Here is a 22,716-nt window from a genome sequence, read left to right on the forward strand (position 1 = left end):
ACGGAATATTCATTACAAAAATTTAAGCCGTTATAACCACTTAGTGATCGCGACACCGGAATTATGTCTTTTTTGCGCCGCAATATAAGCGGCTCAATCAAAGCATAAATTTGCACCCTTGCTCAAACCCCGGTCTCACCCATGAAGAAATTTTGGATCACCGTCAGCTTTGTCGCAATCGCCGCGGTCGGCGTTTGGCAATTCGGGAATCTGGTCCCTTATGCCGCGCGCATTCCCTACCTCTCCGAGCTCATCAAGCAGCCGGCCGGCGGCAATGGGGGCAGCAGGCAGGCACAGGGCGATCAGACGCAGGCCAATCAGGCCGAGAATGGCGGGCAACACCAGGGTGGCGGGCGCAGACGCGGCGGCGGTCCAACTGTCGTCAAAACAGTCGCTGCGGTGAAAACGACGCTGCCGACGGATGTCACCGCGTCCGGCTGGGCCGATGCCGACGACAATACGACCATGGCCGCACAGGAACAGGGCCTGATCGTCAGCATCAATGCGCAGGACGGAGCCACCGTCAAAGCCGGCGACCTGATCGCCAAGCTGGACGACCGGACGGCGAAGGCGGCGGTCGACAAGGACAATGCGATGATCGTCCGGGATACGGCGACGCTTTCGGAAGCGGAGACGGCGCTGGTTCGCGCACAGGACCTGTTCGACCAGAAGGCCGGCACCCAGCAGAGCCTCGACCAGGCAAGAGCTGCCCGCGACACCGCCGCGGCCACGGTCGAGGCCGACAAGGCCACCCTCGCCTCGGATCAAGTCATCCTCGAGAATACGGATATCCGGGCGCCCTTCGACGGCCGGCTCGGCGATATTGCCGTCAGCAAGGGCGCCTTCCTCAATGCCGGCTCGGCAATCGTCACCATCGCGAAATACGATCCGATCTATGTGAAATTTCACCTGCAGGAACGTTATCTGCGCGTCCTGAAGAAGGCGCTGGCAGTCGGTCCGGTCGAAGTCAGCACAGTTCCCGCTTCCACCAAAGGGCAAGTCCGCAAGGGCGAAATCAGCTTCTACGACAACACGGTCGACACCGCCTCGGGCACGATCTTGGCCAAGGCAAAGTTCGAGAATGCCTCCGGTGCGCTCTGGCCCGGCCAATCGGTCAATATCATCGTGCATTTCAACAACGACCAACAGCAGGTGGTGGTGCCTACGGTTGCCGTCAGTCCCGGCCCGGACGGTTTCTTCGCCTTTGTCGTCAAGGACGGCAAATCGCATCTGACGCCGGTCACCGTCGCCCGCGCCAATGGCGCCTTCACCGCTATCGAATCGGGTCTTCAGCCGGGCGACCATGTCGTCATCGAAGGCCAGGGCCAGCTCAGCGACCAGCAGGCGATCAACGAGCAATTCGACGAAAAGACTCTTGATGTCGCCGCCGCCGAAGAGCCTCGGCAACCGCAGCAGTCCGAGACGATCGCGGTGGGAGCTCAGCAATGATCCCGAATTTCTGTATCCAGCGCCCTGTCGCGACGACGCTGCTTGCCATCGGCGTCATTCTAGCAGGCCTTGCCGGCTACCGGCTCGTGCCGGTTGCAGCCCTGCCGCAGGTTGATTTTCCGACGATCAACGTTTCGGCCCAGCTGAGCGGCGCCTCGCCGCAGACCATGGCGACCTCGGTTGCCACGCCGCTGATCAAGCAGTTCGAGACCATTCCCGGGATCAGCGAAATCAGCGCCTCGAGCTCGCTCGGCAGCACCAGCATCGTGCTGCAGTTCGACCTCAACCGCGATATCGACGCGGCTGCTGCCGACGTGCAGGCGGCGATCTCGCACGCGACGCGGCAGCTGCCCGACAACCTGACGACACCACCGAGCTATCGCAAGACCAACCCGGCCGATGCGCCTGTGATGCTGCTCTCCGTGCAGAGCAACACCATGCCGCGCAGCAAGCTCGACGAGATCGCCGAGGACATCATCTCGCCGTCGCTTTCCACCCTCCCCGGCGTCGCCCAGGTCAGCGTTTACGGCGCGCAGACCTATGCCGTGCGTGTCGAGGTCGACCCCAACAAACTGCTCACCCGCGGCATCGGCATCGATACCGTCAACAAGGCGCTCTCTGCCGCCAACAGCCAGCAGCCAGTCGGCACGCTGCAGAACAATTCGCAGAGCATGACCATCACCGCGAATACGCAACGCACCAATGCCGACCAATTCCGGTCACTCGTCATCGCCAATCCAAACGGAGCGCCGATCCATCTAGGCGATGTCGCCGATGTGGAGGATGGGGTCGAGAACCAGTATACCGGCAGCTGGTATGACGGTCACCGCGGCATCATCCTCGCCATTCAGCGTCAACCCGATGCCAATACGGTCGATGTCGTCGATGCGATCAACGCCAAGCTGCCGCAGCTGCACGCCGAAATTCCGGCCTCGGTGACGACCGTGGTCATGAACGACGCCGCAAAACCCATTCGCGCCGCCATTGCCGACGTGAAGTTCACACTGTTCCTGACGATCGGCCTCGTCGTCCTCGTCATCTACCTTTTCACCGGTCATGCGACCGCGACGATCATTCCGGGACTTGCCGTTCCGCTGTCTCTGATCTCGACCTTCGGGATGATGTATGTGCTCGGCTACAGCATCGACAATATCTCGCTGTTGGGGCTGACGCTCGCGGTGGGTCTGGTGGTGGACGATGCGATCGTCATGCTGGAAAACATCCTGCGCCACGTCGAAGAAGGCATGCCGGTACGCGAAGCGGCGATCAAGGGGGCGGGCGAAGTCAGCTACACCATCATTTCCATGTCGGTTTCGCTAATCGCCGTCTTCATCCCGATCCTGCTGATGGGCGGCGTCGTCGGCCGCGTGTTCAACGAATTCGGCATGGTCGTTGCCATCGCCATCATATCGTCGGCGATCGTCTCGCTGACGGTGACGCCGATGCTCGGCTCGCGCCTGTCGAACAATCACGGCCGCCCGCCGCTCCTCATTCGCTTCTTCGATGCCGGCTTCGAGCGGACGCTCAACGGTTACGACATGGCAGTCGGCTGGTGCCTTCGCCATCGTCTGACGATCCTCGGCATCTTCCTGGGCTCCGTCGCACTGACGTTCTATTTCTTCATGACGCTGCCGACCAGCTTCTTCCCGCAGGAGGATATCGGCCGCCTGTCGATCAGCACGCAGGCCCGGCAGGACATTTCCTATTCCGCCATGGAGGCGCTGCAGCAGCAGGCGGCAGCCGTCGTCAAGGCGAACCCGGCGGTCAACCACGTGATGTCGACGATCGGCGGCAACCCGAACAAACCGCAGAACAACGGCTCGATGTTCGTCGAACTCAAGGACAAGAAGGAGCGTCCGCCGCTTGACCAGACGCTGCGCGAGCTGCGCACCGCGATCAACAAGATCCCCGGATTGCAGGCGTTCGTGACGCCGAACCAGAGCCTGCGCTTCGGCGGCCGCCAGACCGCCAGCCAATATCAGCTGGTCATCCAAGCGCTGAGCGCCGACCAGACCAACCTCTGGGCCGGCAAGATCCAGGCGGCGATGCGTGGTGACCGCGGGCTGTTCACCGATGTGACATCGGATGCCCAGAACAACGCCCTGCAGGCCAATATCGTCATTGATACCGAGCGGGCAGCCGCTTACGGCATCGACAATGATACGCTGCGCACGACACTGCAGGAATCCTTCAGCGGATATGCGGCTGCGGAAATCCAGTCAACCGGCGACAGCTACGACGTCATCGTCGAATACGACACCAGCAAACCCTGGGACGACCAGAAACTGTCGGAGATCCGCGTCGCCTCCTCCAATGGCAGCCTGGTGCCGCTATCGAACTTCGCCCATGTTCAACGCACCACCGGCCCGGTGACGATCAACCAGACCGGCCAATTGGTGTCGACCACCGTTTCCTTCAACCTGCCTGAAGGCGTTTCGCTCAGCAATGCAACGGCGGCAATCGATCAGATCAAGAAGGAGATCGGCCTGCCGACCGACGTCTTCACCTCCTATGGCGGCACGGCCGAGATCTTCCAGCAGTCGCAGGGCAACACGCCCTACCTGATCCTGGCGGCCATTCTGACCATCTATGTCGTGCTCGGCGTGCTCTATGAAAGCTTCATCCATCCGCTCACCATCCTCTCCGGCCTGCCGGCGGCAGCCTTCGGTGCGCTGTTGGCGCTAAAGATCATGGGCTTCGACCTGTCGATCATCGCGCTCATCGGCCTGCTGATGCTGATCGGCATCGTCAAGAAGAACGCGATCATGATGATCGACGTGGCGGTGGAGACCATGCGCACGACTGGCGAAAAGGCGACGGCAGCGATCCACGAGGCCTGTGTGCGACGCTTCCGGCCGATCATGATGACGACGTTTTGCGCCCTGCTCGGCGCGCTGCCGATCGCGCTCGGCACCGGCGCCAGCTCGGAGCTGCGCCAGCCGCTCGGCATCGCCGTCGTCGGCGGCCTCGTCGTGTCGCAGCTGCTGACGCTGTTCATCACCCCTGTCATCTTCGTCGAGATGGACCGGTTCGGCCATTTCCTCGGCCGGCTGATGGGCCAGAAGAAGGTCGAGGAGCCGGTGCTGCAGGAGACAAGGGCGCTGGCTGCCGAGTAAGGCGTTCTGACGATACCGGGCCCTCCTGTCCGCTTCTTGCCCCCGAGCGGCGAAGAAGCGGACGCGGCAACGCGTCTCGATCTTCAATCCACTTGAATGTGTCACGCCCCTGTGGCATCAACCGCCCTCCTTGATCCGGGCGTCCTTACGCCCTTGCGGAGCGCTGCTCCGTCTCCAGCAACAATCGGCATGAAGAGGTGCGGGCATGGCTCAGGCGCTGGGTTTCGACTTCGGCACGACGAATACGGTTCTCGCCATGGCGGATGGCGGGGCAACGGGCTCGATGACTTTCACGAGTACGGCGGGCACGGCCGACAGCATGCGGACGGCACTCTCCTTCATGAAGGACGCCCAGCTTGGCGCCTCGGCGCTGAAGGTAGAGGCCGGCCATGCGGCGATCCGGCAGTTCATCGACAATCCCGGCGAGTGCCGTTTCCTGCAGTCGATCAAGACCTTTGCGGCAAGCGCACTGTTCCAGGGCACGCTGATCTTCGCCAAGCGGCACAATTTCGAGGACCTGATGGAGGTCTTCGTGCGGCGCATGCGCAACTATGCCGGCGACAGCTGGCCCTCGGATGTCAGCCGCATCGTCACCGGCCGTCCGGTGCATTTCGCCGGCGCCAGCCCCGATCCGGCGCTCGCGACCGAACGTTACAACGAAGCGCTGTCGCGCTTCGGCTTTCCCGAAATCCACTATGTCTACGAGCCGGTCGCCGCCGCCTTCTATTTCGCGCAAAACCTGAAACAGGATGCGACGGTGCTGGTTGCCGATTTCGGTGGCGGCACGACCGACTATTCGCTGATCCGCTTCGAAACCGTCGCCGGCAGGCTGACGGCAACGCCGATCGGCCATTCCGGCGTCGGCGTCGCCGGCGATCATTTCGACTATCGGATGATCGACAACATCGTTGCGCCACTGATCGGGAAGGGAAGCCATTTCAAGAGCTTCGACAAGATTCTCGAAGTGCCGTCCAACTACTATTCCAGCTTCGGCCGCTGGAACCAGCTGTCGATCTTCAAGACCACGCGGGAATTCGAGGATCTGAAGAAACTGGTGCGCACCAGCCTTGAGCCGGAAAAGCTCGAAATCTTCATCGACCTCATCGACCATGACGAAGGCTATCCGCTCTACCAGGCGGTGTCGGCGACGAAGATGGCGCTCTCGGCTGCCGACGAGGCGCCTTTCGAATTCGCGCCGCTTGGCCGCGGCGGACAGCGCAGCATTAAGCGCCGCGACTTCGAAAGCTGGATCGCCGAGGATCTCGCCCGCATCGAAGGCGCGCTCGACGAGGTGCTTGTCAAGACCGAGACGAAGACTGCTGACATCGACAAGGTGTTCCTGACCGGCGGCACCTCCTTCGTGCCGGCGGTGCGCCGCATCTTCACCGAACGCTTCGAGCGCGACCGGATCGAAAGCGGCGGTGAACTGCTGTCGATCGCCCATGGGCTGGCGCTGATCGGCGAACGCGACGACATCGCGCAATGGACTGTGCAATAAAGCGGGCAAGCGCGGCCAATGTGCCGCCCGCCCTTTCAATGCCACGATCTCTTCGCTAGATTTGCCGCATGATCTCCGCCAACGACCTTTCCCCCGCCGAGCTTGCAGCACTTCTGCATTTTCATGCGGATGCCGGTGTGGAATGGCTGCTGGAAGAAGAGGCGGTGGACCGCTTCGCCGAATTCGAGGCAATGAAGGCTGCGCGCCGTCCGCCCGCGCAAACGCAGCAGGAACCATCTCCCGCTGAGCAACGTCCGTCGCCTGGGCAGCGCCAGACATCGCCTCGTCCGATTGCAGCAGCACGTCCGGCCCCGGCCTCCGGGCCGCAGCCGGCGATCCCGGACGGCGAGGCCGTGCAGCAGGCGCGTTTCGTCGCCGAAGCCGCGCGGTCGCTCAGCGAGCTGAAGACCGCGATCGAAGCCTTCAACGGCTGCAATCTCAAGCACAGCGCCCGTTCGACCATCTCTGCCAGCGGCAAGGCCGAAAGCGGCATCATGGTCATCGGCTCGGCACCGAGCGCCGAAGACGATCGGGAGGGCACGCCGTTCTCGGGGAAATCCGGCCAGCTGTTCGACAAGATGCTGGCGGCGATCGGGCTTGACCGTTCCAGCGTCCTGCTGACGCAGGTCATTCCCTGGCGGCCGCCCGGCAACCGTCCGGCGTCGCCGGCCGAAATGGATATCTGCCGACCCTTCATCGAGCGGCAGATTGCGCTCGCCGAACCGCAGGCGATCCTGCTGCTCGGCAATTTCGCGGCGCGGTTCTTCTTCGGAGAAAACGATACAATCCACGGGCTGCGCGGCCGCTGGAGAGAAATTGCCGTCGCCGGGCGCGTCATCCCCGCCATCGCCAGCCTGCATCCTCAGGATCTGTTAACCGCACCGGTCAACAAGCGGCTGGCCTGGAACGACCTGCTGGTCTTTCAAGCTAAGCTTAATGCACTCTCCTTGCTTAGAAATTAGCCGAAGTTAAATAATTCATGAAGTGATCCATGCGTTTTTCGCATGGCTGCATCGCGTCACGATGCATTGCAGAATCGATGTTGCACTGCAATATAAAGGCGTGTCTTGGGAGGAATTACAGGAACCAAGGCCATGAACAAGCGATTTCGTCCTATCCATTGCGGGTTTGAAACCCTTCGCCTCGCCGGCGACCAGATTCGTTCCACGCACGGCTATAGCCGTTTTGGCTTTGCCGCGAACGAGCAGATGGTTGCCCGCGGCACCGGCATCAACGGCCGCACGGCGCGTCCGAACGCGATTTTTTCCGACTTCCAGCAATATTGAGCGGCAGGTGCTGCAGCCCCGTGCGTCTTTTCGGAGGCGCAAGGGCTCCGATTTAAAGAATCGTGCAGCTGCCTGCCCTTCATGTCAGAGTAAGCCACCATGTCGACGATCCTGCTATCGCTTCTGCGCAACATCGAAACCTTCGAACATATCCGCGTCGCGGTCTGCGCCGCGGGAATATGAGCGCGAGCTGTCGGTCAGGCCTGCCGATTCCGCCTCGGATCTTGGCGCGGGTGCAGCGGCGATCGTTCTCTGATCAGACTGCCATCTCTTCGATCCGGGCTTTCGCCCATTCGAAGGCTTCGTCGACATAGGCGAACTTGACGGCCTGCCAGGCGCAATATTCTTCGACAAAATCCCGCGATATCCAGAGCCGCGTCTTGCGCGGCTCGTCATGCCAGCCGACGCAGCCGCGCTGCGCCGCCTTTGCCAAGAGCCTCTGCAGGTGCGTGCGCGACATCATGAAATCGGCGGCGAGCGCGCGGGTTTCGACGCGGCCGACGACAAACCTGTCGGACTCGGTGTTCTCGATATCCATTCGGCTGATGAAGTTGTCGACGACGAGGCCGCCGGCTTCCGTCCAGAGAAACTGTGCCACCTGCTCCGGCGGCTCCCGCCAGGCGGCATCTTCCAGGCAATGGCGGGCAATGCGCGGCTGAACGAGCTTCATCAATGCTGGATTTGCCTGGAAAAAGGTCGCCCTTTCGCCGCCATCGAGCAGGTCGAGAGCGGCCAGATTGGCGTGGATCCAGCCAAACATCGCCTGGTGGCTGACATTGGCCGGTTCGAAATGTCGTGGCCGGCGCCGCTCGTCACCAGGCGTGTGGGTGATGAAGCGGTAGGTATAGAGTTCTTCGATGAAGGCGAGCACGGTGTTACGGCTCGCCACCTTGTGTGCGGTGATGCGACCGGTCAGCCGAACGGCGGTGAAACCCGACGTCGGGTCGCGCGGATCATATTCCAGGTGAAGCGCATAGGCGGTCTGAGTCAGGAGCCAGCGCTGATGGGAGGCGAGCAGTCGCGCCAAACGCGGACCGGCGTCGAACATGCCGCGCGTCTGCCCAGCCAGAAAGCGGATGCTCATCAAAAAGGAGCAGTTCCCCGCCAATTGCTCCGCCGTGAACGCCATTATGCTTTTCTCCATCTCCGCTCGCAGGCCAGCGTTCGGAGCAGTAATATCGAAGCCGCAAACCGGCTCATTCAGACATGCATAGCATTGAATAAATGATAGTTTCTCATGTTCAACAACCACATTCCGCAGGTCGACGCCATCCCAAGAATTCGCCATTCTTTTCGCTCACCGGAAGCAAGCCGCGCACGACGGCAATCTCTGCGTTAAATAGGCCGGTCGGAACCTCAGGCTTGCGGCGTCGTCGCCTTGCGCGCCTCTCGCTGTTCGATGCCCAGCTGATGCTCGCGATAAATGATGAAGATACCGGCAGCAACGACGATGACGGTACCGATCAGCATGGTGACGGTCGGCACATCGCCGAACACGAAGTAGCCGACGATACCGCCGAGCAGGATCGAGGTATATTCGAACGGCGCGATGGTGGAGACATCGGCATGGCGGTAGCTTTCCGTCAGCAGAATCTGGGCAACGCCACCGCAAAAGCCGGCAGCGACCAGATAAAGCGCCGACGACCATGGCAGGACGAGCCAGCCGAAAGGAAGGGAAGCCAGCGAGAAGACCGACGCGGTGAGCGAAAAATACAAAACGATCGTCGCAGTCTTCTCCTCCTCGACGAGACGACGCACCTGGATCATCGCCATGCCGCCGAGAACGGCCGAGAGCAGCACGCAAAGCGCGCCGAGGGCCTGTTCGGCTTGCATGCCGCCGTCGCGCAACAGCGTCAGTTTCGGCCAGGAGACGATAGCGACACCGACGATGCCGACGAGGACGGCGCTCCAGCGATAGATGCGCACGGTCTCGCCGAGAAAAACCGCAGCGAAGATAACGGCGACGAGCGGCAAGGCGTAGCCGAGCGCGATCGCCTCCGGCAGCGGCAGATGCAGCAGTCCGTAAAAACCGAAAGCCATCGACAGGATGCCGATCGTGCCGCGCTTCAGGTGGCCGACCGGGTTGGCGGTGTGGAAGGCGGCGCGCAGCTGGCCGATATAGGCGAGATAGGCCATGATCGGGAAGAGCGCGAAGAAGGACCTGCAGAAGGTGACCTGGCCCGGCGGGATATCCGGGCCGGCCAGCTTGATGAAGGTCTGCATGGCCAGGAAGACCACGACCGACGAGACTTTCAGCGCAATGCCTCTCATCGGGTTTCTGAGAACCGAGTGCATGATCCTGGCTCTGATGCTGACTTAACAGGACGGGGAGACGCGTCCGACTCGGGGACGCGGCGAGTGACGTCTGTCATCGTAGCTAAAGAAAATCGAGATGGGCGAAAATTTATCGCTTTTCGCATCCAATCCGACCGGTCAGGCGGGAGAGCGGCGCTTGCGGCGCTCGATCCGATATAGCGCCTTTCGGCCGACAGCCACGTCTATCCGCTTATATTTTGCCTGCGAACTTCGCGTTTGCCAGCAGTTTGCTTTAACTTTAGTTCAGACTTTAATGTAATCATGCCCGGCAATTTAGGCAGAGTGCGCCCGCCTCTGTATCCGCGGTTGTCAAATAACGGTCTTCAGGAAACACCATGCGAACAGATACCGGCCAGGTCATTCATCTGGCAGATTACCGTCCCACCGACTTCGTGCTGGAACGCGTGGACCTGACATTCGAACTTGATCCGACGGAGACGAAGGTCGAAGCGCGTCTCATCTTTCATCGGCGTCCGGGCGCCGACATTGCCGCGCCGATCGTGCTTGACGGCGACGAGCTGACGCTGGCGGGGCTGCTGTTCGACCAGGTGGAGCTTGACCCTTCACGTTATGACGCGACGCCGGAAAGCCTGACGGTGCGCGACCTGCCGGAGAGCGCTCCTTTCGAGCTGACGATCACCACGATCATCAATCCTGAAGCCAATACCCAGCTGATGGGCCTTTACCGCACCGGCGACATCTACTGCACGCAGTGCGAGGCGGAGGGCTTCCGCCGCATCACCTATTTCCCCGACCGGCCCGACGTGCTTGCTCCGTTCACGGTCAACATCATCGCCGAGAAGGACGCCAACCCGCTGCTGCTGTCGAACGGCAACTTCCTCGGCGGCGCCGGCTACGGCCCCGGCAAGCATTTCGCCGCCTGGTTCGATCCGCATCCGAAGCCAAGCTATCTCTTTGCGCTGGTCGCCGGCGATCTCGGCGTCGTCGAAGATACCTTCACCACCATGTCCGGCCGCGAAGTGGTGCTGAAGATCTATGTCGAACACGGCAAGGAGCCCCGCGCAGCCTATGCTATGGATGCGCTGAAGCGCTCGATGAAGTGGGACGAAGAGCGGTTCGGGCGCGAATATGATCTCGACATCTTCATGATCGTCGCCGTCTCCGACTTCAACATGGGGGCGATGGAGAACAAGGGGCTCAACGTCTTCAACGACAGATATGTCCTTGCCGATCCCGAGACCGCGACCGATGCCGACTACGCCAATATCGAAGCGGTCATAGCGCATGAATATTTCCACAATTGGACCGGCAACCGCATCACCTGCCGCGACTGGTTCCAGCTGTGCCTCAAGGAAGGCCTGACGGTCTATCGCGACCAGGAATTTTCCTCCGATCAGCGCTCGCGCCCGGTCAAGCGCATCGCCGATGTGCGCCACCTGAAATCCGAGCAGTTTCCGGAGGATGGCGGCCCTCTGGCCCATCCGGTGCGGCCGACGACATATCGCGAGATCAACAATTTCTACACGCGGACTGTCTACGAAAAGGGCAGCGAAGTCACGCGGATGATCGCGACGCTCATCGGCAAAGACGACTTCAATAAGGGCATGGACCTCTATTTCGACCGCCATGACGGCCAGGCCGTGACGATCGAGGATTTCGTCAAATGTTTCGAGGATGCGAGCGGGCGCGACCTCACGCAATTCTCGCTCTGGTACCATCAGGCCGGCACGCCGCTCGTCACCGCATCGGGCGGCTATGATCCGGCTGCCGGCACCTTCACCCTGTCGCTCGAGCAGATGGTCCCGGCAACACCCGGCCAGTCGAGCAAGGAACCGATGCATATTCCGCTCAGCCTCGCACTCTTCGGCGAAAACGGCGGCAAGATCGAGCCGAGCTCGGTCAGCGGAGCGGAATATTCCGGCGAGGTGCTGCACCTCACCGACCGCGCACAGACGGCGATATTCCACGGCATCGGCTCGCGCCCGGTCGTCTCGATCAACCGCAGCTTCTCGGCGCCGATCAACCTGCATTTCGATCAGAGCCCGGCCGATCTTGCCCGCCTCGCCCGTTATGAGACGGATCACTTCGCCCGCTGGCAGGCGCTGACCGATCTGGCGCTGCCGAACCTTCTCAAAGCTGCCCGCGATGCGCGTGAGGGCAAGCCTGTCGCCTGCGAGGCGACCTTCGTCGAGACGCTGATTGCGGCTGCCGCCGACGAGAGCCTCGAGCCCGCCTTCCGCGCCCAGGCGCTGGCTCTGCCGAGCGAATCCGATATTGCCCGCGAACTCGGCGGCAATAACGATCCCGACGCCATCCATGCCGGCCGGCAGGCGATCCTGAAACAGATCGCCGATGCCGGAAAGAGCATCTTTGCCGACCTCTACGCTGCAATGACGAGATCAGGCAATTTCAGCCCGGATGCCAAAAGCGCCGGCCTGCGCGCGCTGCGCAATAGCGCCCTCACCTACCTCTCCTATGCCGAGCAGACACCGGTTCGCGCCAAGGCCGCCTTCGACGCGGCCAACAATATGACCGATCTCAGCCATGCGCTGACGCTTCTCGCTCATCATTTTCCCGAGAGTGCCGAGACGGGTCAGGCGCTTGCCGCCTTCCGCGACCGCTTCGCAGAAAACGCGCTCGTCATCGACAAATGGTTCTCCATTCAGGCCGGCATTCCAGGCGCCAAGACCCTGGAACGGGTGCGCGCCCTGATGGAGAATTCGCTCTTCAGGCGGACCAATCCGAACAGAATGCGGGCGCTGGTCGGCACTTTTGCCTTTGCCAATCCGACGGGCTTCGGCCGTGCCGACGGCGAAGGCTATCATTTCCTCGCGGGCGAAATTCTCGAAATCGACGAGCGCAACCCCCAGCTTGCCGCCCGCATTCTGACCTCGATGCGCTCCTGGCGCTCGCTGGAGCCGACGCGCGCCAATCACGCCCGCGCCGCATTGAGCAGGATCGAACAGGCGCCCAACCTTTCCACTGACGTCCGCGATATCGTCGAGCGCACGCTTAAAGGGTGATTTGCCGAACCGGCCGCCGCGCAGGACGTGACGGCCGGCCGGACCGCTGATTCGAATAGCGCAAAAAATACAGAAATTTAGATAGTTAACGGATTTTTACCTTTGCCTCTGGACAAGGCGAATCACCCGTGATTCTCTATGTCAGGTTCGAGCGAGCGGCGCGCGAATCACACGAGGGACAAGGCGAAGAGATGATGAACGTGCGGCGGGCAACCGTGGCCGGAGGACGGCTGCGTGTCGATTTTGACGGGCTGAAAGCCTGGCGAAACAGCCTTTCCGGTCATGCGACATCGGAACCGCTCCTTCGTCATCTGCCGAAGGCGGAGCTCGTCTTGAAGCGCACCATTCCGGCGCTGATCATTGCCTTCCTCTCCGTCGTCGCCGCCTCGCATTTCTTCGGCATGATGAATGAATATGCCCGGCTGGAGGCTTCCGCCCGCCATGCCACAGCGCTCTCGGCGGCGACTGCCTCGGCCGTGTTTGCCGATGCGGCCCAGATCTTCGACAGCGGCGATATCGGCCAGGCGCAGACGCGCCTCACCAAGTACCTGCCGCAGGACCGGCTGGACAGTGGCGCTTTCGTGCTGCTGGTGCAGGCCAGCGGCAAGGTTTTCGCCGCAACGACCGCCGGGCTTTCGCATGTCGGCAGCAATGTCGGCGATTTTTTCCCGGAGGTTTCGGCGATCCGGCGTTTCGGCGATCGGGCCGGCGTCATCGAGACCACGATCGGCGGCGTGCCGCACTATGCCGAGATCACTTTGATGGGCAATGCCGGGGGCTATATCGTTGCCGCCACCTCGCTTGAGGAGATCAGCCAGGTCTGGCGCGAGGAACTGGCGCTCAACGTCACGCTGTTTGCGGGCATATCGTCGATCCTGCTCGTCATCCTCTACGCCTATTACACCCAGGTGAAACGCGCCCGCGACGCCGACGATATCTTCCTGGAATCGAACCTGCGCGTCGAGACGGCGCTGTCGCGCGGCCGCTGCGGCCTCTGGGATTTCGACTTCGAGAACCGCGAATTCTTCTGGTCGCGCTCGATGTACGACATGCTCGGCCTGCCGGGTTCGGACAAGACGCTGGGCTTCGGCGAAGCCGCGCGGCTGATGCATCCGGATGATGGCGGTCTCTACGAGATCGCACGCGCCATCGCCAACGGCCATTCCGGCCAGGTCGACCAGATCTTCCGCATGCGCCATGCCGGCGGCCACTATGTCTGGATGCGCGCCCGCGCCCAGGTGATCCGCAGCAATTCCGGCCGCATGCACCTGATCGGCATCGCCATGGATGTCACCGAACAACACCGGCTCGCCCAGCGCTATGCCGAAGCCGACCAGCGGCTCGCCGACGCCATCGAATGCACCTCGGAAGCCTTCGTGCTCTGGGACAAGAACGACCGGCTCGTCATGTGTAACACGCATTTCCAGGAAGCCTACGGCCTGCCGGACAGCGTGCTGGTGCCCGGCACCGAACGCTCGATCGTCAATGCCGCCGCCGCCCGCCCGGTCATCGAGCGGCGGGTCGCCGATGCCGACGGCTCGGGGCGCACGACGGAGGTGCAGCTTGCCGACGAGCGCTGGCTACAGATCAATGAACGGCGCACGCGCGACGGCGGCCGCGTTTCGGTGGGTACCGATATCACGCTGATGAAACGGCATCAGGAGCGGCTGCGGGAATCCGAACGCCGGCTGATGGCGACGATCGGCGATCTCTCCGCCTCGCGCCAGACGCTGGAGCTCCAGAAGGCCGAGCTCTCGACGGCCAACGCCAATTATCAGGCGGAGAAGGAACGCGCCGAGGCCGCCAACAAGGCGAAGTCGGAATTCCTCGCCAACATGTCGCATGAGCTGCGCACCCCGCTCAACGCCATCCTCGGCTTCTCCGAGATTCTGCAGAACCAGATGTTCGGGCCGCTCGGCTCGCTGAAATACGACGAATATGCCCGCGATATCCATGACAGCGGCAAACATCTGCTCAACGTCATCAGTGACATTCTCGACATGTCGAAGATCGAGGCCGGCCACCTGAAGCTGCACCGCGAGCGCATCGACCTCGTGCCGCTGATCGAGGAAAGCCTGCGTTTCACCGCCATTCCGGCGGCCGAAAAGAACATCGTCATCGAACAGCGCATCTCGTCGGGCCTGACGCTGACGGCCGACCGCCGGGCGATGAAACAGGTGCTGCTCAACCTGCTCTCCAATGCGGTGAAATTCACCGACGATGGCGGCCGCATCGCCTTGCGCACGCGCCGCGTCGACGGCGCCGTCGTCGTCACCATCGCCGATACAGGCATCGGCATCCCGCGCTCGGCGCTGTCGAAGATCGGTCAGCCCTTCGAGCAGGTGCAGAGCCAGTACGCCAAGAGCAAGGGCGGCTCCGGCCTCGGACTTGCCATCTCCCGCTCACTGACTTCGCTGCATGGTGGGCGCATGAAGATCCGCTCACGCGAAGCAGTCGGGACAGTGATCTCGCTGCGTATTCCGGATGATGTCTAAGCTTTCACGGTATTGACGAATATCTTTCTCACTGCTTTCGAAAGCCGCTTCACCTCTCCCTCAAGTGTTCTGATGTCAGGGCAGTCGCCGGCACGGCAGACGAGCTCGATGAGGCCAGCAGGCGCGTCGTTCGGGTCGAAGTCGCTCTCGATGCAGAGCCGGATCAGCTGTGAAAGACTGGTGTAGAGCGCGAAGGCTTCGAGGCATGTGTCGAGGTCAGCTGCCGACATCAGCCGGTCGCCGAGCAGCTTAAGAGCCTCGCCGGTGCTCTTGCCGTTCAAGGCAATGCCGACGCCCCTGGTTGGCGCGATCAACGCCAGATATTGGGCAATGAATTCGAGATCGATGACGCCGCCGGGGATCTGCTTCAAGTCCCATGGGCCGGAGGGCGGCTTTTCCTTGTCGATCAGTTCGCGCATCTCGGCGACGTCATGCGCCACCTTGGCGATGTCGCGATCTGAAGTCAGCACCTCGCGGATGATATGTTCCGCCTCGGCGATCAGGCTTTCATCGCCCGAAATCAGCCGGGCGCGGCTGAGCGCCATATGCTCCCAGGTCCAGGCCTCCTCGCGCTGGTACTTGCCGAAGGCATTGATGCGGGTGGCGACCGGGCCCTTGTTGCCGGACGGGCGCAGCCGCATGTCGACCTCATAAAGCACGCCCTCGGCGGTCGGCGCCGACAACGCGGCGATCAGTCGCTGGGTAATGCGGGTGAAATAACGCGTCGCATCGAGCGGCTTCGGCCCATCGGATTCCGACGCCGCGTCGTCATAATCATAGAGCAGGATCAGATCGATGTCGGAACCTGCCGTCAGCTCGAAGCTGCCGAGCTTGCCCATGCCTGATATGGCGATGCGGCCGCCGGGATAATCGCCATGTGCGGCCCGCATCTCGCTCGTCACGGCATCGAGTGCGGCTGCGATGATGAGGTCGGCGAGATGGGTGAAGGCGCGAGCGGCCATTGCCCCATTGATTGCGCCGGTGAGCAGGCGGATGCCGATCAGGAAGCGCTGTTCGGCGGCGAAGATGCGCAGCCGGTCGAGCACCTCCTCATAATGGCGCGCCTGGACGAGCGAGCCCTTCAGGCGTTCGCCGAGATAGTCGCGCGTCGGCAGCTCGGCCATCAGGCCGGGGTCGAGCATGCCGTCGAAGACATGCGGCCTGGCGGCGATCACCTCGGCCAAGCGGGGTGCTGAGGACATGATGTTGACGATCAGCGACAGGAGCGCCGGATTGCTGCCGAGCAGTGAGAAGAGCTGGATGCCGGCGGGAAGGCCCGAGATGAAGCTGTCGAAGCGCAGCAGCGCCTCATCGGCGCGCTTGCTTTCGCCGAAGACGCGCAGCAGCTCGGGCGTCAGCTCCGTCAGCCTTTCGCGCGCCTCCACCGATTGCGTCGCGCGATAGCGACCATAATGCCAGGTGCGGATGACCCGGGAAATGTCGGATGGCCTGGTGAAACCAAGCTTCTTCAGCGTCTCCAGCGTGTCCGGGTCGTCGCCCTGGCCGGTGAAGACGAGGTTTCCGGTTTCGGTCGAAAGCCTGGTCTCCTGTTCGAAAAGGCGAGCATAACGACGCTCCACCGTCTTCAGCACGCCGACCAGCCTTTCGGAGAAGGTCGGCATGTCGGAAAAGCCCATCATGAATGCGATGCGCTTCAGGTCGGCATCGGTCTCCGGCAGAAGGTGAGTCTGCTCGTCGCGGACCATCTGGATGCGATGCTCGACGTCACGCAGGAACCAATAGGCCTCCGTCAACTCGTCGCGTGTCTGCTCATCGATCCATTTCGCCTTGGTGAGTTCGCCGAGCGTCTCCTCCGTCGCCCGGCCGCGCAGCGCCGGCATGCGGCCGCCGGCGATCAGCTGCTGCGTCTGGACAAAGAATTCGATCTCGCGGATTCCGCCGCGGCCGAGCTTGACATTATGGCCCTTGACCGCGATCGCACCATGGCCCTTGTGAGCGTGGATCTGCCGCTTGATCGAATGGATATCGGCGATTGCCGCGTAATCGAGATATTTGCGGAAGACGAAAGGACCGAGCCCGCGCAGGAACTCGCCGCCGGCCGCAAGGTCTCCGGCCACGGCGCGCGCCTTGATGAAGGCCGCCCGTTCCCAGTTCTGGCCCCTGCCCTCGTAATAGATCATCGCCGCGTCGACGGAGATCGCCAGCGGCGTCGAGCCGGGATCCGGGCGCAATCTGAGATCGGTGCGGAAGACGTAACCGTCCGCGGTACGCTCCTGCAGGATGCGCACCAGCCGGCGCATCATCCTGGGAAAGATCTCGATCGCATCACCCGGGTCGGGCACGATTCCGGCTTCTTCGTCGAAGAAGACGACGAGATCGATATCGGAGGAATAGTTGAGTTCGGACGCGCCGAGCTTGCCCATGCCGAGCACGATCAGGCCCGAGCCCTCGCTTGGCTGCGCCGGATCGCGCAGCCTGAGCTTGCCGCCCTCATGCGCCGAAAGCAGCAGATGGTCGATCGCGGCCGCGACCGACGCTTCGGCAAGCCTGCTGAGAAAGGCCGTCGTCGCTCGTCCGTCGAAGATGCGCGAGAGATCGGCAACGGCAACGAGGAAAGCAGCCTTGCGCTTGATGATGCGCAGCCTGCTCATCACCACAGATTCCGCGGGTGCGGCGCCCTCGCTGTCCGGCCGCCAGCAGCCCCGCGCCTCGGCGATCAGCGCCTCGATCTGCGGCTCCAACGGTTCACTGATGGCGCCGGCGAGGATGGCGGGATCGAGATTGACAATTTCACGCAGGTAGGGCGACAGCGACAGCACGGCGGCGATGAAATCGCGCAGCCGCCCTTCCGTCTTCAGCATCGCCGCAACCGACGGTTCGCTTTTGCCCGCCTCCTGAAGATCGGTCAGCGCCAGCTTCAGCTCGGTCTGGCTCAACGGACGCAGCAGCCCTTCGGCGACATCCTTCAGGCCATGCGTCGATTTCGTCAGCATGCGCTCTCCCTGGCTCGGCAAAAGAAGTGGCGATCACCGGAATCGCGGTCACTGCCTTCGTTCCGAGTTTAACTTAGGGTCCTGGCGGAAAACCGCCAATACGCGATTCAGCCTATCGTAATTCGGGACTTCAGGCAGCCTTGGTCGGGAAGATCATGCTGACGGTCAGTCCGCGCTGTTCGGGCTTTTCGGGATTGGTGTCGGAGAGCTCCAGCCGGCCGTTATGCAGCTCCATCACTGCTTCCACCAGCGAAAGTCCAAGCCCTGTGCCTGGCTTCGAACGGCTCTCGTCGAGGCGAACGAAGCGCTTCACCACATCGTCGCGCCGGTCGGCCGGAATGCCAGGCCCGTGGTCGGCCACCGACAGGCAGATGCCGTCCGGATGGCGGGCAAGCTTGAGCGACACTTCGCCCGCCCCTGCCGTATCGGAGGAATATTTGATCGCATTGTCGAGCAGATTGAAGATCGCCTGGCCGATCAACTCGCGATTGCCCTGCACCTCGATGCCCGGCTCGACGCTGGCGCTGAGGCCGAGACCGGCCTCCTCCGCCGCCGGTTCGTAAAGCTCGGCGCTGTCGGAAACGATGGCCGAAAGCTCGACCGGCGACATCTCCGCCGCGACCGACCCGGCCTCCACGCGGGAGATCATCAGCAGGGCGTTGAAGGTGCGGATCAGCTGATCCGATTCGCTAATAATGCCTTCGAGGGCGACGCGACGCGTATCGCCATCCGTCATATCAAGCGCATCGGCGGCCTTGTTGCGCAGCCGTGTCAGCGGGGTCTTGAGATCATGGGCGATGTTGTCGGAAACCTGCCGCAAGCCTTCATTCAGCTTCTCTATGCGTTCGAGCATGGTGTTCAGCGACATAGACAGCCGGTCGAATTCGTCGCCCGATCCGCCGACCGGCAGACGCTGCGACAGATCGCCTGCCATGATCTTCTTGCTCGCATCCGACATGCGGTCGATCCGTTTCAGTGCGTTGCGGCCGATGCCGAACCAGATGATGATCGCGCCGAGCCCCATGATCGCCAAAGCCACCATCAACGCCTGGCGTACTAGCAGGCGGAAACGCTCGGGATCGCCGAGGTCTCGGCCGACCAGAATTCTTAAGCCGTTGTCGAGCACGAAAATGTTGGCGATCGCCTTGTGCCGGCGCTCGACGCCGCCACCGTCTGTATAACGCTGATAAGCGAAGGGAGCCGAGGTCCAGCCGACCTCCTCGAAGACACCCGGCTGCACCGAGGCGACGTTGCCGGCGAGGATATCCCCCGAGGGACCGGCGATGATATAGAGATTGGCCCCGGGCTGGCGGGCACGCCGCTCCATCGTGCGCAGCAGGAGGTTCATGCCGCCGGTGTCATAGGCGCGCTGCACCTGCTCCACCTCCTGCCGGACGGCGTCGCGAATCTGGCCTGTCAGCAGCCGTTCCGACATCGCCGTCACATAAAAGACGAGCGTCGCGGCGCAGATGGCGAATAGCAGAATGTAGAGTGCCGAGAGGCGGACTGCAGTGGACTTGAAGAGAACCCTGAAGCGGCTCATCCCTCATCCTTGATCATATACCCCGCACCCCGGATGGTTTTGAGGAGCGGCTGGCTGAAGTCCTTCTCGATCTTCGAGCGCAGGCGCGAGACATGGACGTCGATGACGTTGGTCTGCGGGTCGAAGTGATAGTCCCAGACATTTTCGAGCAGCATCGTGCGGGTGACCACCTGGCCGGCATTCTTCATCAGATATTCGAGCAGGCGGAACTCGCGCGGCTGTAGCGGGATTTCCTTGCCGCCGCGTCGGACCTCGTGGGAGAGCCGGTCGAGTTCCAGGTCGCCGACGCGATAGACGACGTCCTGTTCCGGCGTGCCCTTGCGGCGGCCGAGCACTTCGACGCGCGCCAGCAACTCACTGAAGGCATAGGGCTTCGGCAGGTAATCGTCGCCGCCGGCACGAAGGCCGGTGACACGGTCATCGACCTGGCCGAGCGCCGAAAGGATGAGGACCGGCGTATGGATGCCCTTGCGGCGCAATTCGCTGATGACCGAAAGTCCGTCCCGGCGCGGCAGCATGCGGTCGATGACGATAACGTCGTAGGTGTTCTCCGATCCCATGAACAAGCCGGCCTCGCCGTCGCTGGCGTGATCGGCGACGATGCCCGCCTCGCGAAAGGCTTTCGTGAGGTAGGCCGCGGCTTCGAGATCATCTTCGATGATGAGAATCTTCATGCGGCCGACATTACCCACCGGCTGCGTTTCGGCAAGGCTCAAAGCATCTTGCTGCGGGGCGGCGCTCATCGCGATCATCCTTGAAAGGTCAGAAGAAACGAGCCGCGCGGACCTTGGTCCGCACGGCTCCGATTTTCTTTGCGGATCAGCCCTGGCCGTTGATCGGAAGCGCGACGAAACGGCTTCCTTCGCTGGACTGGATCTGGAACAGGGCGCGGGTGCGGCCGTCCTTCTTGGCCTGGTTCAGCACCTTAACGACATCGGCGGCGGTGGAGACCTCCTGATTGTTGACCGAGGTGATCTTTTCGCCTTCCTTGATGCCCTTGTCGGCGGCATCGGAGTCGGGATCGATGCCGGTGATCGCCAGGCCCTTGCCGTCATCGGATGGGCCGACGGTCAGACCGAGATCGGCAAGCGCCTTCTCGGAAGCCGGTGCCTCAGGCTGCTGCGGCTGATTGTTGTTGTCATCGGCATTGGCATCCTTCTGATCGGCCGGCAGCGTGCCGAGTTCGACCGTGAGCGACTGGGCCTTGCCGGCGCGCCAGACCGAAAGCTCGGCCTTGCTGCCCGGCTGCATCGCACCGATGCGGCGGCTGAGCTCACGGGCATCCTTGATGGTTTCGCCATTCAGTGCCGTGACGACGTCACCGGCCTTCATGCCGGCTTTGTCACCCGGCGAGCCGGGCTGCGGGGCGACAACGAGAGCGCCGCTCGGCTCCGAAAGGCCGATGGACTCGGCGATATCCTTGGTCACCGGCTGGATCTGGACGCCCAACCAGCCGCGGGATACCTGGCCATCCTTCATCAGGTCGGCGACGACATCCTTGGCAGTCGAGGCCGGAATGGCGAAGGCGATACCGACGCTGCCGCCCGACGGCGAGAAGATCGCGGTATTGATGCCGACGACTTCGCCATTGAGGTTGAAAGTCGGACCGCCGGAGTTGCCGCGGTTCACGGCCGCATCCACCTGCAGGTAATCGTCATAGGGACCGGAACCGATATCGCGGCCGCGGGCCGAGATGATGCCGGCGGTGACGGTGCCGCCGAGACCGAAGGGGTTGCCGACGGCGACGACCCAGTCGCCGACCCGGACATTGTTGTCGTCGGCCCAGTTGACATAGGTGAACTTCTTGCCCTTGCCGTCGACCTTCAGCACGGCGAGGTCGGTGCGCGGATCCTTGCCGATCAGCTTGGCGTCGAGTTCGGTGCCGTCATTCATGACGGCGACGAAGGCCTGGCCGTCGGAAACAACATGGTTGTTGGTGACGATGTAGCCATCCTCGGAGATGAAGAACCCGGAGCCTTGCGCGACCGGACGCAGACGGCCCTTGCCGCCCGGACCGTTCGGCCCGCCCGGACCACCGGGGCCGTTCTGGCCGAAGCGGCGCTGGTGGCCCTGCTGGTCGTTCGGATCCTGGCCAAACTGACGGAAGAATCGCTTCAGCGGGTGATCATCGGGCAGATCGTCGAAGCCGCGGCCATTGAAATCGAAGGAGAAGCCGTCATTGTTGTCGGCAACGGGATTGACGCGGTTTTCGACGCGAACGGAAACGACGGCGGGCGAAACGGCATCGACGACATTGGCGAAGCTCGGGACGGCGGGGGCCTGAACCTTGACCGCTTCAGCGTAAGACCGGGTAATTTCGAGCGGAACGCCGGTTGCGAGCACAGCGGCTGCGATACCAGCGACGGTAGAAGCCTTGAGCACAGTGGCGAGGGACGGACGTCCGTTGAAATTCTTCAGCATTGGAGCACCTTCTCTTGTTCTTAGATCTTCAGACCGGCGACGCCGGATCAGTCGATGACTTAAGATATAGGACGCCGCACCTTACTGCGAACTGTCCGGCCAATGAAAAGTTGGTAATGTTTGTGATCTCTGCTTGCGCGAGCCCGAGCCATCGCGACGAACGATCGCTATTCAGACGTTACTTATCCAGAAGCTCGCTCAACCGCGCCTGCTCTTCCGGCGTCAGCTTGCTTCCGGTCGGCAGGCCTGTCCTCTTGCGCGCAAAAACGAGCAGCGACACGCCGCCGGCAAGGACCAGCAGCACCGGGGCGCCCCAGAGCAATACCGTCCTCACGCTGAGCCGAGGCTTCAGAAGCACGAATTCGCCGTAGCGCGAGACGATATAGTTGAGCACCGCCTCATCGCTGTCGCCGTTGCTGATGCGCTCGCGCACAAGCATGCGGAGATCCTTGGCGAGCTCGGCATTGGAATCGTCGATCGACTGATTCTGGCAGACCATGCAGCGCAGTTCGGCCGACAGGGCGCGGGCGCGGGCCTCCAGCACCGGATCGGCCAGCACCTCATCGGGATTGACGGCGAAGGCCTGGACTGGCGCGAAGAGGAGGAAGAGAATGACGAGAAGCCTGGAGAGAAGCGGCATCCCTCTTCTCCCCT

Annotated in this window: 14 protein-coding genes; 7 read left to right on the forward strand and 7 right to left on the reverse strand. The window is 62.3% G+C overall.

Translation table 11 applies throughout. The features are described 5' to 3' along the window. Positions 1–141: 141 nt before the first annotated feature. From QWJ46_RS07120 to QWJ46_RS07140, 5 genes are all read left to right on the forward strand, one after another. Positions 142–1,449, forward strand: coding sequence for an efflux RND transporter periplasmic adaptor subunit (locus QWJ46_RS07120; protein WP_302750096.1), 1,308 nt, complete (start codon positions 142–144; stop codon positions 1,447–1,449). Next, the gene (locus QWJ46_RS07125; RefSeq protein WP_302750097.1) at positions 1,446–4,565 is read left to right on the forward strand and encodes an efflux RND transporter permease subunit; all 3,120 of its coding nucleotides are present in this window, start codon (positions 1,446–1,448) and stop codon (positions 4,563–4,565) included. The genes QWJ46_RS07120 and QWJ46_RS07125 overlap by 4 nt, the downstream gene beginning before the upstream one ends. Before the next feature lie 205 nt (positions 4,566–4,770). Next, entirely contained in the window at positions 4,771–6,063 is a 1,293-nt protein-coding gene (locus tag QWJ46_RS07130) for an Hsp70 family protein (RefSeq protein ID WP_302750098.1), read from the forward strand. Positions 6,064–6,131: 68 nt separating this feature from the next. Next, positions 6,132–7,025 carry a uracil-DNA glycosylase family protein gene (locus tag QWJ46_RS07135; protein WP_302750099.1) on the forward strand — a complete coding sequence of 298 codons (894 nt, stop codon included), beginning with the start codon at positions 6,132–6,134 and terminating at the stop codon, positions 7,023–7,025. Positions 7,026–7,157: 132 nt separating this feature from the next. Next, positions 7,158–7,349, forward strand: coding sequence for a hypothetical protein (locus QWJ46_RS07140; protein ID WP_011424640.1), 192 nt, complete (start codon positions 7,158–7,160; stop codon positions 7,347–7,349). Between the two features lie 256 nt (positions 7,350–7,605). On the opposite strand, the gene QWJ46_RS07145 is transcribed toward QWJ46_RS07140, so the two are convergent. Next, the gene (locus QWJ46_RS07145; RefSeq protein ID WP_302750101.1) at positions 7,606–8,478 is read right to left on the reverse strand and encodes a hypothetical protein; all 873 of its coding nucleotides are present in this window, start codon (positions 8,476–8,478) and stop codon (positions 7,606–7,608) included. Between the two features lie 227 nt (positions 8,479–8,705). Beyond that, entirely contained in the window at positions 8,706–9,644 is a 939-nt protein-coding gene (locus QWJ46_RS07150; RefSeq protein WP_184458769.1) for a DMT family transporter, read from the reverse strand. 356 nt (positions 9,645–10,000) lie between these two features. Here QWJ46_RS07150 and pepN point away from each other — a divergent pair, with 356 nt between their 5' ends. After that, positions 10,001–12,649, forward strand: a complete 2,649-nt coding sequence (gene pepN / locus QWJ46_RS07155) for an aminopeptidase N (RefSeq protein ID WP_302750104.1) — start codon at positions 10,001–10,003, stop codon at positions 12,647–12,649. 191 nt (positions 12,650–12,840) lie between these two features. Then, positions 12,841–15,144: a PAS domain-containing sensor histidine kinase gene (locus QWJ46_RS07160; RefSeq protein WP_184458771.1), complete on the forward strand. Its 2,304-nt coding sequence runs from the start codon at positions 12,841–12,843 to the stop codon at positions 15,142–15,144. Here QWJ46_RS07160 and QWJ46_RS07165 read toward each other — a convergent pair. The 5 genes from QWJ46_RS07165 to QWJ46_RS07185 all read right to left on the reverse strand — a co-directional run bounded on the left by QWJ46_RS07165 (position 15,141) and on the right by QWJ46_RS07185 (position 22,702). Beyond that, positions 15,141–18,098: a bifunctional [glutamine synthetase] adenylyltransferase/[glutamine synthetase]-adenylyl-L-tyrosine phosphorylase gene (locus QWJ46_RS07165; RefSeq protein ID WP_302750107.1), complete on the reverse strand. Its 2,958-nt coding sequence runs from the start codon at positions 18,096–18,098 to the stop codon at positions 15,141–15,143. The genes QWJ46_RS07160 and QWJ46_RS07165 overlap by 4 nt on opposite strands. A gap of 130 nt (positions 18,099–18,228) precedes the next feature. Further along, complete coding sequence (locus QWJ46_RS07170; RefSeq protein WP_302750109.1) at positions 18,229–19,641, reverse strand: HAMP domain-containing sensor histidine kinase; 1,413 nt, start codon at positions 19,639–19,641, stop codon at positions 18,229–18,231. Next, complete coding sequence (locus QWJ46_RS07175; protein ID WP_064706671.1) at positions 19,638–20,384, reverse strand: response regulator transcription factor; 747 nt, start codon at positions 20,382–20,384, stop codon at positions 19,638–19,640. The genes QWJ46_RS07170 and QWJ46_RS07175 overlap by 4 nt, the downstream gene beginning before the upstream one ends. 76 nt (positions 20,385–20,460) lie before the next feature. Continuing rightward, positions 20,461–22,062, reverse strand: coding sequence for a Do family serine endopeptidase (locus QWJ46_RS07180; protein ID WP_302750112.1), 1,602 nt, complete (start codon positions 22,060–22,062; stop codon positions 20,461–20,463). Positions 22,063–22,240: 178 nt separating this feature from the next. Beyond that, positions 22,241–22,702, reverse strand: coding sequence for a cytochrome c-type biogenesis protein (locus QWJ46_RS07185; protein WP_302750113.1), 462 nt, complete (start codon positions 22,700–22,702; stop codon positions 22,241–22,243). Positions 22,703–22,716: the final 14 nt, after the last annotated feature.

Origin of the sequence: Rhizobium sp. CBN3, assembly GCF_030518245.1 — a bacterium.
In the GTDB taxonomy this organism is placed as follows: Bacteria; Pseudomonadota; Alphaproteobacteria; order Rhizobiales; family Rhizobiaceae; genus Rhizobium; species Rhizobium aethiopicum_A.